Source organism: Streptomyces durhamensis, assembly GCF_000725475.1.
Lineage (GTDB): Bacteria > Actinomycetota > Actinomycetes > Streptomycetales > Streptomycetaceae > Streptomyces > Streptomyces filipinensis.
Map to the genome: position 1 here is coordinate 39,659 of NZ_JNXR01000033.1, position 12,159 is coordinate 51,817.

General features: G+C 71.6%; 12 protein-coding genes and 2 riboswitches. Of the genes, 7 read left to right on the forward strand and 5 right to left on the reverse strand.

Features of this window, described 5'->3' with window-relative positions; all coding sequences use genetic code 11:
* Positions 1–183: 183 nt before the first annotated feature.
* The 3 genes from IO33_RS0135655 to IO33_RS0135665 form a co-directional block, all read right to left on the reverse strand.
* Complete coding sequence (locus tag IO33_RS0135655) at positions 184–969, reverse strand: enhanced serine sensitivity protein SseB C-terminal domain-containing protein (protein ID WP_390991697.1); 786 nt, start codon at positions 967–969, stop codon at positions 184–186.
* 187 nt (positions 970–1,156) lie between these two features.
* Complete coding sequence (locus tag IO33_RS0135660) at positions 1,157–1,948, reverse strand: enhanced serine sensitivity protein SseB (RefSeq protein ID WP_031172863.1); 792 nt, start codon at positions 1,946–1,948, stop codon at positions 1,157–1,159.
* A 111-nt stretch (positions 1,949–2,059) separates the two neighbouring features.
* On the reverse strand, positions 2,060–2,728 hold the full coding sequence (locus IO33_RS0135665; protein WP_078964020.1) for an AAA family ATPase: 669 nt from the start codon (positions 2,726–2,728) through the stop codon (positions 2,060–2,062).
* A 178-nt stretch (positions 2,729–2,906) separates the two neighbouring features.
* Positions 2,907–3,004: riboswitch (glycine riboswitch) on the forward strand.
* Positions 3,005–3,116: riboswitch (glycine riboswitch) on the forward strand.
* Positions 3,117–3,160: 44 nt separating this feature from the next.
* Between IO33_RS0135665 and gcvT the strand changes: the two genes are divergently transcribed.
* The 6 genes from gcvT to IO33_RS0135695 all read left to right on the forward strand — a co-directional run bounded on the left by gcvT (position 3,161) and on the right by IO33_RS0135695 (position 9,339).
* On the forward strand, positions 3,161–4,279 hold the full coding sequence (gene gcvT, locus IO33_RS0135670; protein WP_031172865.1) for a glycine cleavage system aminomethyltransferase GcvT: 1,119 nt from the start codon (positions 3,161–3,163) through the stop codon (positions 4,277–4,279).
* A 115-nt stretch (positions 4,280–4,394) separates the two neighbouring features.
* Positions 4,395–4,772, forward strand: a complete 378-nt coding sequence (gcvH, locus tag IO33_RS0135675; protein WP_031172866.1) for a glycine cleavage system protein GcvH — start codon at positions 4,395–4,397, stop codon at positions 4,770–4,772.
* Positions 4,773–4,786: 14 nt separating this feature from the next.
* Positions 4,787–6,052, forward strand: coding sequence for a serine hydroxymethyltransferase (glyA, locus tag IO33_RS0135680; protein WP_031172868.1), 1,266 nt, complete (start codon positions 4,787–4,789; stop codon positions 6,050–6,052).
* A gap of 61 nt (positions 6,053–6,113) precedes the next feature.
* On the forward strand, positions 6,114–7,481 hold the full coding sequence (locus IO33_RS0135685; protein ID WP_031172870.1) for an L-serine ammonia-lyase: 1,368 nt from the start codon (positions 6,114–6,116) through the stop codon (positions 7,479–7,481).
* Positions 7,482–7,693: 212 nt separating this feature from the next.
* On the forward strand, positions 7,694–8,731 hold the full coding sequence (locus tag IO33_RS0135690) for a phosphatidylinositol-specific phospholipase C domain-containing protein (RefSeq protein WP_031172873.1): 1,038 nt from the start codon (positions 7,694–7,696) through the stop codon (positions 8,729–8,731).
* A 53-nt stretch (positions 8,732–8,784) separates the two neighbouring features.
* The gene (locus IO33_RS0135695; protein ID WP_031172875.1) at positions 8,785–9,339 is read left to right on the forward strand and encodes a glycoside hydrolase family 25 protein; all 555 of its coding nucleotides are present in this window, start codon (positions 8,785–8,787) and stop codon (positions 9,337–9,339) included.
* Between the two features lie 12 nt (positions 9,340–9,351).
* Here IO33_RS0135695 and IO33_RS0135700 read toward each other — a convergent pair whose 3' ends face one another.
* Both IO33_RS0135700 and IO33_RS0135705 read right to left on the reverse strand, forming a co-directional pair.
* A complete protein-coding gene (locus tag IO33_RS0135700; protein WP_078964022.1) occupies positions 9,352–10,107 on the reverse strand; it encodes an NADPH-dependent F420 reductase in 756 nt (251 codons plus the stop codon).
* 13 nt (positions 10,108–10,120) lie between these two features.
* Positions 10,121–11,113 carry a zinc-dependent alcohol dehydrogenase family protein gene (locus IO33_RS0135705; protein WP_031172879.1) on the reverse strand — a complete coding sequence of 331 codons (993 nt, stop codon included), beginning with the start codon at positions 11,111–11,113 and terminating at the stop codon, positions 10,121–10,123.
* Between the two features lie 101 nt (positions 11,114–11,214).
* On the opposite strand from IO33_RS0135705, the gene IO33_RS0135710 reads away from it, so the two are divergent.
* Positions 11,215–12,135, forward strand: a complete 921-nt coding sequence (locus IO33_RS0135710; RefSeq protein ID WP_031172881.1) for an AraC family transcriptional regulator — start codon at positions 11,215–11,217, stop codon at positions 12,133–12,135.
* Positions 12,136–12,159: the final 24 nt, after the last annotated feature.

Genomic DNA, 12,159 nt, shown 5'->3' on the forward strand with positions numbered 1-12,159 from the left:
AACCCCTTGAAGGGGGAGTCTTCAACGCTTGCGCGATCAGCCGCCAGCCTTGGCGGGGAATGGATGCGCAACCGTGATGCAAGCTGGCGTTTCCTGTTATGCGGACAGGAAGTCACGGCGAACGGACGGGACCTGACGGAAGAGCCGGGGGTCCAAAAGGTGCGTATGGGCCATAAGCCCAGGTCAGTAGCCGCCGTGCACCGGTGGGTAGCCGTACCCGGCGGCGGGCGCCTGCGGCCGCGGGGAAGCCTGGGGCTGGGGCTGGGGGGCGGCCGCGTGGGCCTCACGGTCGTAGAACGGGCGGGCGCTGGCCCGCATCCACATCACGACCGGGTCGTAGTCGTCGGTCATCGCGACCGTCGACACCGGCAGGCCCTCCGGGACCGCGCCGACGGACTGCTGCATCATCGCGCGCACCGAGTCGACCGCGGCGGGCGAGGTGTCGTACACGTCCAGGCCGATGGCGAGGTACGGCGCGCCGAGCGCCGGCTGCACCCAGGCGCGGCGCAGGGAGCGCAGGGCCGGGGTGCGGTGGGCGTTCTGCGCGAGCAGGGCGTAGAACTGCGGGATCTCGATGCCGGGTTCGCTCAGCCGGAGGGGACCGGCGGGCTGGCGGTCCAGGCCCGTGGCGATGCGGCGCAGGTCCAGCCAGGGGATGCCGACGCCACCGCCGGGGCTGTGCGGGTTGAGCCAGAGACCGTAGTGGTCGGGATACAGGGTGCGGGCCACGTCGAGGCCGTCGACGACCTCGTACGACCGGTTCCAGCCGCTGGCCGAGAGCTCCTGGGCGGAGGTGACGCAGGGTGCGTACTGGAAGCCGTCGATCTCCATGTTCCCGTACTGGGCGTCCGGGGAGCCGGCCTGGCCGTGCCACAGGAGCATCCAGATCTGACCGGCGGACGGGGCGGCGAGGGCACGCAACAGGGCCTCGTAGGCGTCGTAGCGTCCGGGCGTGACCTGGCGCAGCATGTGCTCGACGCTGCCGCTGTGGCTCGCGCTCACCTGTCGTGCCCTTCTCTGTTTGATGCCCCGCGTTCGGAGACAGCTTAAGGGCCCGGCGGCTCGGGGCCTTCTGTCCGTACGCGGGCGCGGGGACGCGGTGGGTACACGCGCGCTTCCCCGCACCCCCGAGCTCCGCCGCCCCCTGGCCCGCTGATCAGTGACCGTACTGATAGAAGGGGCGGACGTTGGCCTTCAGCCATGCGGCCACCGGGTCGTCCGTCACGTCCAGGAGGACGAGGTTGACCGGCCACCGCACCGGTATCTTTCCGAGGGCTTTACCGAGGGCCTGCAGGGGAAGGGCGCGCAGGTCGCCCTCCCACTGGGAGAGTTCCACGCCCACGAACATCACCGGGTCGGCCGTCTCGACGGCGGCCAGGCAGCGGCGGGCGGTGAGGACCACACCGGTCTCGGCGAACTCGGCGGACGCGGCGGAGAGGAAGTCGACCGGGTCGTCCTGCCAGTCGGGCTCGAAGAGGCGGACCCGGCCGCCGGTGCCGGGGCCGTCGAGCGAGGTGCGGCCGGCCCGGCACAGCTCGGCCACCGCCTCGGGCGGGAGCGGGATGCCGACCAGGGCGTCGGGGTTGACCGCGATGCCGACCTGCGGGGGCAGACCGCGGGCGAACTCCACGGCGGGGGCGATGGTGTACGCCATGTGCGGGCCGGCCGCCTGGCGCAGCTGCTCCTCGGAGCTGAACGCCGGGACGTACACCTGGCCGCCGAGGTCCAGCGTGGGCAGGTCCAGCGGGCCGCTGTCCGGGCCGCCGCCGCTCGGCAGCGGGATCCACAGCAGGCTGCGCCCCAGCACCTCGATGATCCGGCCGGCCGCGGCGGGTACGCCGAGGGAGGCCGAGAGCACCTCCTCCAGCTCGTTGCCGGGCCAGCCGCCGTGCGGCTGGGGGTGCGCCTGTGCCGGGAAGTCCGCGGGAATGTCCGCCGGGAAGTCCATCTGCCTACCGCCTGCTGGAAACCACTGCTGTGACCATGAAGGCTAGCGGGTGCCCGTGACAGCCCCTCACCCTCCGCACGCCGTCCTCCCACCCGCCGGTCACGAGGCCCCTCACCCGCTGAACTCGATCCGCTGCAGGACGTCCGCCGCGGCACGGTCCAGCAGCACCGCCGAGCCGCAGCCCGCGGGCAGCTCGCCCCGCTCGACCGCGTCGAGCAGCCGGGCGGTCGTACGGCGGTGGCGGCGGAAGGCGTAGCGCGAGACGCCCCGGCCGCGCGTCCGCTGGCCGTCGCGGGCGGTCTGCGGCGGAACGTCGAGCAGGAGCAGACGGAGGGTGCCGCCACGCCGGCGCGCCTCGCGGGCGAGCCAGGCGCGCACCCAGGGCTGGGTGCCGCAGTCGTGGACGACGACGCCCTCGCCGGCGCGCAGGGCGCGGCGCAGGCGGGCGTAGTGGGCGAGGCGGACCAGGGGGCGGTAGAGGGCGTACGGGAGGGCGCGGGGCAGGCGGGTCGCGAAGCGGTCGCGGGCGTCCTGGGAGTCGATGCGGCGGCCGGTGGCCGCGCGCCGCATCAGGGTGGACTTGCCGCTGCCGGGCAGGCCGGTGATCACCACCAGGTCCGCGGGGCCGAAGCGCAGGACGTGCGGGCTGCGGCCGGCGCCCTCGCGCAGGTCGCGCACGACCGGGGCCGGGCGGTCGGCGCAGCACTCGCGGGCCGGGGCGGAGGGCTGCTTCGGCACCGGGATACCGGTGGTGGCGGCGTACGCCGGGGTGCTGGTCACCGTGATCGTCCTCCCCTGTCGGCTCGGTCATCCCATGCCCATCTAATGTAAAGAGAAGGTAATGGACGGTCTTCGGCGGTTCGGTGCGCGTAGTGCCACAGCCCGGTTACAGATGCGGGCCCTGACGGGCGGGGGTGTGGCGTGCAATGATGTGGCCGCCAACTGCATACCGGCCGCTTGAATCCGCGCGGGAGAGTTCCCAGCAGTCTTCGCTGGGGCGCCGAAGGAGCAAGTCCCTCCCTTGAATCTCTCAGGCCCCGTTACCGCGCGGGCGAGGCACATCTGAAAAGCGGGCCGCTGCGACAGTGGCTCCACCCAAGGTGCAAGCCGTGATCGTCCCTGGGCGGTCCTGGCGAACCTCTCAGGTTCCGATGACAGATGGGGAGGAACGACCTCGCCCGTCATGCCTTCGCCCTGGGAGACGACCGTCCGATGAGCAGTACCGAAATCCGTCGTACCGCGCTCGATGCCCTGCATCGCTCGCTCGGCGCGACGATGACCGACTTCGCCGGCTGGGACATGCCCCTGCGCTACGGCTCCGAGCGCGACGAGCACGTGGCCGTGCGCACCAAGGCGGGTCTGTTCGACCTCTCCCACATGGGCGAGATCACCGTGACCGGCCCGCAGGCCGCCGCCCTGCTGAACTTCGCCCTGGTCGGCAACATCGCCTCCGTGGGCGTCGGCCGGGCCCGCTACACCATGATCTGCCAGGCCGACGGCGGCATCCTGGACGACCTGATCGTCTACCGCCTCGCCGAGACCGAGTACATGGTGGTCGCCAACGCCTCCAACGCCCAGGTGGTGCTGGACGCGCTGACCGAGCGCGCCGCCGGCTTCGACGCCGAGGTCCGCGACGACCGGGACGCGTACGCGCTGATCGCCGTGCAGGGCCCGGAGTCCCCCGGCATCCTGAAGTCGGTGACCGACGCCGACCTCGACGGCCTGAAGTACTACGCCGGCCTGCCCGGCACGGTCGCCGGCGTCCCGGCCCTCATCGCCCGCACCGGCTACACCGGCGAGGACGGCTTCGAACTGTTCGTGAAGCCGGAGCACGCCGTGGAGCTGTGGCAGGCGCTGACCGAGGCCGGCGAGGGCGTCGGCCTGGTCCCCTGCGGCCTGTCCTGCCGGGACACCCTGCGCCTGGAGGCGGGCATGCCGCTGTACGGGCACGAGCTGACCACCTCGCTCACCCCCTTCGACGCGGGGCTCGGCCGGGTGGTGAAGTTCGAGAAGGAGGGCGACTTCGTGGGACGCGAGGCGCTCGCCGAGGCCGCCGCCAAGGCCCAGGAGAACCCGCCGCGGGTCCTCGTCGGCCTGATCGCCGAGGGCCGGCGCGTCCCGCGCGCCGGGTACCCCGTCGTCGCGGGCGGCGAGGTGATCGGCGAGGTCACCTCCGGCGCCCCCTCCCCCACCGTGGGCAAGCCGATCGCCATGGCCTATGTCGACGCGGCGCACGCGGCGCCGGGGACCGAGGGCGTCGGCGTGGACATCCGCGGCAGCCATGAGCCGTACGAGGTCGTGGCCCTGCCGTTCTACAAGCGACAGAAGTAGACACTGGGCGCATGGCGTCGCGTGACGTGACCCTGCGCACATCTCCCCTGCTCACGAGCAGGTCCAGCAGTCCCCCCTTCACCAGCACTCCCGCGCGTACAGGAGAATTCAGGCCATGAGCAACCCCCAGCACCTGCGCTACAGCAAGGAGCACGAGTGGCTGTCGGCCGCCGAGGACGGCGTCTCGACGGTCGGCATCACCGAGTTCGCGGCGAACGCGCTCGGCGATGTGGTCTACGCCCAGCTCCCCGACGTCGGCTCCACCGTGGCCGCGGGCGAGACCTGCGGCGAGCTGGAGTCCACCAAGTCGGTCTCCGACCTGTACTCGCCGGTCACCGGTGAGATCACCGAGATCAACGAGGACGTCGTCAACGACCCGTCGCTGGTGAACTCCGACCCCTTCGAGGGCGGCTGGCTGTTCAAGGTGCGCGTCACGGAGGAGCCGGCCGACCTGCTCTCCGCCGACGAGTACACCGCCCAGAACGCCGGCTGAGGAGTCGTAGCCGTATGACCGTCCTGAACACGTCCCTGCACGAGCTGGACCCGGAGATCGCCGCCGCGGTCGACGCCGAGCTGCACCGCCAGCAGTCCACGCTGGAGATGATCGCCTCCGAGAACTTCGCGCCGCTCGCGGTGATGGAGGCGCAGGGCTCGGTGCTGACCAACAAGTACGCCGAGGGCTACCCGGGCCGCCGCTACTACGGCGGCTGCGAGCACGTCGACGTCGCCGAGCAGATCGCCATCGACCGGATCAAGGAGCTGTTCGGCGCCGAGTACGCCAACGTCCAGCCCCACTCCGGTGCCTCCGCCAACCAGGCGGCCCTGTTCGCGCTGGCCCAGCCCGGGGACACCATCCTCGGCCTGGACCTCGCCCACGGCGGCCACCTGACCCACGGCATGCGCCTGAACTTCTCCGGCAAGCAGTTCAACGTGGTCGCCTACCACGTGGACGCCGAGACCGGCCTGGTCGACATGGCCGAGGTCGAGCGCCTGGCCAAGGAGCACCGCCCGAAGGTGATCATCGCCGGCTGGTCGGCGTACCCGAGGCAGCTGGACTTCGCCGAGTTCCGCCGGATCGCCGACGAGACCGAGGCCCACCTGTGGGTCGACATGGCGCACTTCGCCGGTCTCGTCGCCGCGGGCCTGCACCCGAACCCGGTTCCGTACGCGGACGTGGTGACCTCCACCACGCACAAGACCCTCGGCGGCCCGCGCGGCGGCATCATCCTCGCGAAGAAGGACTTCGCGAAGAAGCTGAACTCCTCCGTCTTCCCGGGCTTCCAGGGCGGTCCCCTGGAGCACGTGATCGCGGCGAAGGCGGTCTCCTTCAAGGTCGCGGCCTCGGAGGAGTTCAAGGAGCGCCAGCGGCGTACCGTGGACGGTGCCCGCATCCTCGCCGAGCGCCTGACGGCGGCGGACGCGCGTGAGGCCGGGGTGAACGTGCTGTCCGGCGGCACGGACGTGCACCTGATCCTGGTCGACCTGCGCGCGTCCGAGCTGGACGGTCAGCAGGCCGAGGACCGCCTCCACGAGGTCGGCATCACGGTCAACCGCAACGCGGTCCCGAACGACCCTCGCCCGCCGATGGTCACCTCGGGTCTGCGCATCGGTACGCCCGCCCTCGCCACCCGCGGCTTCACGGCCGAGGACTTCGCCGAGGTCGCGGACGTGATCGCCGAGACGCTGAAGCCGTCCTACGACGCCGAGGCCCTCAAGGCGCGCGTGAAGACGCTCGCCGACAAGCACCCGCTGTACCCGGGTCTGAACAAGTAAGTCCCCGGTGGGGTACCCGGAGGAAGGGTGCCCCACCACCCCCCTGTCTTGAGGAGTGACCGTGGCCATCTCGGTCTTCGACCTGTTCTCGATCGGCATCGGCCCGTCCAGCTCCCACACGGTGGGTCCGATGCGCGCGGCGCGGATGTTCGCCCTCCGGCTGCGCAATGAGGACCTGCTGGCCTCCGTGGCCTCCGTCCGCTGCGAGCTGTACGGCTCCCTCGGCGCGACCGGCCACGGTCACGGCACCCCGAAGGCGGTCCTGCTCGGCCTGGAGGGCGCCTCCCCGCGCACGGTCGACGTGGAGACCGCGGACGAGCGGGTGGAGAAGATCAAGGAGGCGGGCCGCATCCGTCTCCTCGACGCGCACGAGATCCCGTTCTCCTTCGACGACGACCTGGTCCTGCACCGCCGCAAGGCCCTGCCGTACCACGCCAACGGCATGACGATATGGGCGTACGACGGCTCGGGCGCCGAGCTGCTGTCGAAGACGTACTACTCGGTGGGCGGCGGCTTCGTCGTGGACGAGGACGCGGTCGGCGCGGACCGGATCAAGCTGGACGACACGGTCCTGAAGTACCCCTTCCGCACGGGCGACGAGCTGCTGCGCCTGACGAAGGAGACCGGCCTGTCGATCTCCTCCCTGATGCTGGAGAACGAGCGGGCCTGGCGCACCGAGGAGGAGATCCGGGCGGGCCTGCTGGAGATCTGGCGGGTGATGCGCGAGTGCGTCGGGCGCGGCATGTCCCGCGAGGGCATCCTGCCCGGCGGTCTGAAGGTCCGCCGCCGCGCGGCCGTCTCCGCGCGCCAGCTGCGTGCCGAGGGAGAACCGCTGGCCCACGCGATGGAGTGGATCACGCTCTACGCGATGGCGGTGAACGAGGAGAACGCGGCGGGCGGGCGCGTGGTGACGGCCCCCACGAACGGCGCGGCCGGCATCATCCCGGCGGTGCTGCACTACTACATCAACTTCGTCCCGGGCGCCGACGAGGACGGCGTGGTGCGGTTCCTGCTGGCCGCCGGCGCGATCGGCATGCTCTTCAAGGAGAACGCCTCCATCTCCGGCGCCGAGGTCGGCTGCCAGGGCGAGGTCGGCTCCGCCTGCTCCATGGCCGCGGGCGCCCTCGCCGAGGTCCTCGGCGGCTCCCCCGAGCAGGTCGAGAACGCCGCCGAGATCGGCATGGAGCACAACCTCGGCCTGACCTGCGACCCGGTCGGCGGCCTGGTCCAGATCCCGTGCATCGAGCGCAACGGCATGGCCGCGGTCAAGGCGGTCACCGCGGCCAAGATGGCCATGCGCGGCGACGGCTCCCACAAGGTGTCCCTGGACAAGGTCATCAAGACGATGAAGGACACCGGCGCGGACATGTCCGTGAAGTACAAGGAGACGGCCCGGGGCGGGCTGGCCGTGAACATCATCGAGTGCTGAGCACACGGGCCCGGCGCCGCGCGTGACGCGATCAGGCCCGGGCCGACAGCAGTTCCTCTCCCGCCGACAGGCACAGGCCGTCGATACGGCAAGCCGGGCCCGCCGCCCTTGCCGGGCCGGGAAATGACGGATGTTCCCCCGGGGGCTACCGCACAGTAACCGCTCACCCCTACGCTTCCGCCAACTTGACGGAAGCGAAGGGGAGTTGGGCGATGGGCGCAGGGAGACGGGTCGCGGCACTCGTGGGGGCGGCGGCTGTGCTGGTGGGGGGACCGGGCAACGCCCACGCGGCGGCGCCGAAGTTCTCCGAGACGACGGCCATCGGCACGCACAACGCCTACGACAAGGCCAAGTACACGTACTTCGCCCAGGCGTTGGACTCCGGCGCCTCACTGCTGGAGCTGGACGTGTACGTGGACAGCATCACGCACCGCTGGCGGGTCAGCCACAGCAATCCGCTGGGCGACGACAACAACTGCGAGGCCGCGAAGACCCCGGGCGAGCTGTACAGCAAGAGCCGCAACCAGGACCTCGGCAGCTGCCTGGACAACATGGCCGCCTGGAACCAGCTCCACCCCGACCACCCGCCGATCCTCATCAAGGTCGAGATGAAGGTGGGCTTCAACGGCAAGGCGGGGATGGGGCCCCACGAGTTCGACACGCTCGTGTCCCACAAGCTCGGCGGCAGCGTCTACAGGCCGGCCGACCTGCTCGGCGGGACGTACTCCTCGCTCGACGCGGCGGCCAGGGCGAACGCCTGGCCCTCCCGTGACTCCCTGAGGGGCAAGTTCCTCTTCGACCTGATCCCGGGCACGGTGGAGCAGGCCAACCCGTTCGACCACTACTGGACGGACCAGGAGTACGGCGACCACCTGCGCGACCTGTACGCGGCCGGGAACATCGCACAGGCCCAGGCCTTCCCCGCTGTGCTCGGCGCGGCGAACGGTGACCCGCGGGCGACCCGCTGGAGTTCCGACACCTCGATCCGGGCCTGGTTCGTGTTCTTCGACGGTGACGCGGCGACGTACGTCAACAACGGCTACGACACCTCGTTCTACTCGACGAACCACTACATCTCGATCATGACCGGCGCCGACGGGGTGTCCCCCGCCATCTCCTCCACCGACCCGACGGACGCCGAAGTCGCCGCCCGGCTGGCCCTGCTGGCCAAGGGGCACGCGAGCCTCATCACGTCCGACTGGTCGGCGAAGCCGGCACCGGTGCTGAGTTCGACGGCACCCAGGAGCTGACGACCACTCGGAGCTGAGGATTCCGCCGACGCCGGGGCGGGCACAACTCCTGCATGCTCCACGGCATCGACGTCAGCGCGTATCAGTCCTCCGCGTACGACACGGACGGCCTCTCCTTCGTCTTCATCAAGGCGACGGAGGGCCGTTCGTACGTCAATCCCCGGCTCGCCGCCCAGACCAAGAGGGGCCGTGACGCCGGACTGGTCGTCGGCTTCTACCACTTCCTGTGGCCCGGCGACCTCACCGCCCAGGCCGAGTACTTCGTCCAGCACGCCCCGGACCGCGCGGGCGACATCCTCGCGGTCGACTGGGAGACCACGGGCGACGGGACGCACGCCAGCAACGCGGAGAAGGACCACTTCATCCGCATACTGAAGGAGTTACGGCCGCACAACCGGGTCGTGCTCTACTGCAATCGCGACTTCTGGCTGAACATCGACACCACCTCCTACGCGGGCGACGGCCTGTGGATCGCCGACTACGTCACCGCCGGCAAGCCCCGCATCAAGGCGAAGTGGCGGTTCCACCAGTACGCCAGCGAGCCGCACGACAAGGACGTGGCCGACTTCGCCGGCAAGGCCGCGCTGAAGGAGTGGGCCACGCCCTGAGGCGGCGAGGCCTCAGCCCCGGAAGTCCGCCGGACGTTCCGGGGAGGCTTCCGCCAGGGCCTTGCGCACTCCCTCCACACCTGCGCGGAGGCCGTAGACCGGGGTTCCGGGCTGCTGGCGCCAGGAGGTGTCGAGGGGGCCCGCGTCGACCGTGTCGAAGCCGAGTTCGTCGATGAGGGCGCGGACGGTGCGCTTGGACCGTTCGTCGTCGCCGGCGACCGGGAGGGCGATGCGCCCGGGGTCGCCCGCGGGGCGCGGGCGGTCCAGGATGTCCTGGGCGTAGGTGCCGTTGAACGCCTTGATCACCGGGTGGCCGAGGTGCCGTTCGGTCCAGCGGCTCTCGGTCACGCCCTCGTCCTCGATGGCCGCGATACGGCCGTCGCGCTGCTGCGGGTAGTAGTTGCCGGTGTCGATCACCGCCACGCCCTCGGCGGCGCCGTCCAGCAGACCGGAGGGCAGGTCCGGGACCGCCTTGAGCGGCACGGTGACGACCACGACCTGGGCTCCCCTGGCCGCTTCCTCGGCCCGGACCGCGGTCGCGCCGGTCTCCTCGGCCAGTTCCCTCAGTGTCTCGGGGCCGCGGGAGTTGGCCACGAAGACGTCGTGGCCGAGGGCGGTGAGCCGCCGGGTGAGGTTGCCGCCGATGTTCCCCGCGCCGATGATGCCGATCTTCATGACAGACCCTCCAGGGTTCTTCCATGCATGTGCATGCGTCTGTTGTCGGGCGACAACCCCGTCGGCGCGGGCACTATTCCGCGCCGCGGCGATCGGACGAACGGGCTCAGGGGCGTACGACGATCTTGCCCGTGTGGCGGTTGGACTCCATCAGGCGGTGCGCGTCCGCCATGGTGCCGAGGCCGTCGAACACCTCGGCGATCACCGGGCGCAGGGTGCCGTCGGTGAGGCCGGAGCCGACGTAGTGGGCCGCGCGGCGCCGGCCCTCGGCGGTGCCGGTCACGGTGAAGTTGCTGTAGCCGTGGACGGTGACGGGCCAGTTCCGGGGCAGTTCGATGGGCCGCTCCGACAGCCAGCCGTAGCTGATCATGGTGGAGTCGGCGGCGGCGGCTCCGCCCAGTTCCCGGAAGACCGGACCGCCGATCGCGTCCATGATGACCTCGGCGCCACGGCCGCCGGTCAGCCGCCGGGTCTCCTCGACCGGGTCCTCCTCGTCGGTGACGATCACATGCTCGGCGCCCAGGTCGAGCAGCGCCTTGCGTTTGGCCTCGGTGCGTGTGGTGGCGATCGGCACCGCACCGGCCCGCCGGGCCACCTGGATCGCCGCGGTGCCGGCCCCGCTGGACGCCCCGGTGATCAGCACATGGTCCCCGGCCGCCAGGCCCGCCCGCTCGATGAGGGCCCCGTAGGCCGTCGTGTAGGTGAGCCAGACGGCGGCCGCGGTGACCGCGTCGATGCCGGCCGGGCGCGGCACGACCGACGTCTCGGGCAGCAGCACCAGGTCGCCGTAGACGCCGTGGGAGCTGAGGTTGAAGTTCGCCGCGGCGAGGACGGGGTCGCCGGGCGCGAACGCCGTCACGCCCTCGCCGACGGCCGCCACCGCGCCGGCGGCTTCGTAGCCGTTGCGAGAGCCCGGCAGGGCCGGCTGGTACCAGTAGGTCCCGGCGCGCAGCATCGCCTCGGCCCGGTTCAGCCCGAGCGCCTCGACCTTCACCAGCACCTCGCCCGGCCCGGGGTCCGGCAGGGCGACCTCCTCGACCGTGAAGACGTCGGGGCCGCCGGTCTCGTGAAAGAGCACAGTGTGTGCGGAAGTTGTCATGCCGTCGACGCTAAGTCCGGCGGGGAAGACGTTCCATGTCCCCTGGTCTTCGTTTCCTGTCCGTACGTCTTCCGCACGGCGGCCCCGCTAGGGTGCGGGGCATGGACGTACTCAGCGATGTCGTCGCGGCCATGCGCATCGGCCGGCCGCACTCCTCGCGCCGGTACAAGTACGCACCCTGGGGGCTCAGGTTCGCCGCCGCGGACGAGGCCGGGTTCCATGTGGTGCTGCGCGGCTCGGCCTGGCTGGTCCCGCACGACGGGGAGCCGGTGGCGCTGGCCCCGGGCGACGTCGTCTTCCTCGCGCACGGGTTCGGGCACTCGCTGGTCAGCGCGCCCGGCGTGAGCACGCAGGAGATACGGCTGCTGCCGGACGGCACCTGGAGCGGGGTGCCGCCCGAGGAACCGCGGGAGGGCTGCCCGGACACCGTCACCCTGTGCGGGACCTACCGGCTGGACCGGGACCGGGCGCACCGGCTGCTGGCCGAGCTGCCGGAGGTCGTGCACCTGCCCGCCCGCGTCGGCAGCCACCGCTCGCTGCGGGCCGCGGTGGAGCTGCTCGGGATGGAGCTGGAGGAGCAGCGCCCGGGCACCGACGCGATCGTCACCTCGCTGCTGGACACACTGCTGCTGTACATCCTGCGGGCCTGGTGGGAGAGCGAGCGCGCGGCGGGCCGGGCGCGGGGCTGGGCGGCTGCGCTGGGCGATCCGGCGGTCGCGGCGGCGCTCCGCGCGATCCACGGCGAGCCGGCGCGCGCCTGGACGGTGGCGGAGCTCGGCGCCGTCGGCGGGCTGTCCCGCGCGGCCTTCGCGCGCCGGTTCGCGACGCTGGTGGGCGAGCCGCCACTGGCGTATCTGACCTGGTGGCGGATGACGACGGCGGGCCGGCTGCTGCGCCACGACGACCTCTCGCTGCGCGAGATCGCCGGACGCGTCGGCTACACCTCGGAGTTCGCCTTCGCCAAGGCCTTCAAGCGGGAGTACGGGGTGGCACCGGGCCGGTACCGCAGGGGCGCGGCGTAGGCCGGCCGCCGGCTCACTCCCCGA

Coding starts and splice junctions, on each gene's coding strand:
- IO33_RS0135655 (WP_390991697.1), bottom strand. CDS start 969: ATGCTGCGCCAGGTCACGCCCGGACGCTACGACGCCTACGAGGCCCTG.
- IO33_RS0135660 (WP_031172863.1), bottom strand. CDS start 1,948: ATGGACTTCCCGGCGGACATTCCCGCGGACTTCCCGGCACAGGCGCAC.
- gcvT (WP_031172865.1), top strand. CDS start 3,161: ATGAGCAGTACCGAAATCCGTCGTACCGCGCTCGATGCCCTGCATCGC.
- gcvH (WP_031172866.1), top strand. CDS start 4,395: ATGAGCAACCCCCAGCACCTGCGCTACAGCAAGGAGCACGAGTGGCTG.
- glyA (WP_031172868.1), top strand. CDS start 4,787: ATGACCGTCCTGAACACGTCCCTGCACGAGCTGGACCCGGAGATCGCC.
- IO33_RS0135690 (WP_031172873.1), top strand. CDS start 7,694: ATGGGCGCAGGGAGACGGGTCGCGGCACTCGTGGGGGCGGCGGCTGTG.
- IO33_RS0135695 (WP_031172875.1), top strand. CDS start 8,785: ATGCTCCACGGCATCGACGTCAGCGCGTATCAGTCCTCCGCGTACGAC.
- IO33_RS0135705 (WP_031172879.1), bottom strand. CDS start 11,113: ATGACAACTTCCGCACACACTGTGCTCTTTCACGAGACCGGCGGCCCC.
- IO33_RS0135710 (WP_031172881.1), top strand. CDS start 11,215: ATGGACGTACTCAGCGATGTCGTCGCGGCCATGCGCATCGGCCGGCCG.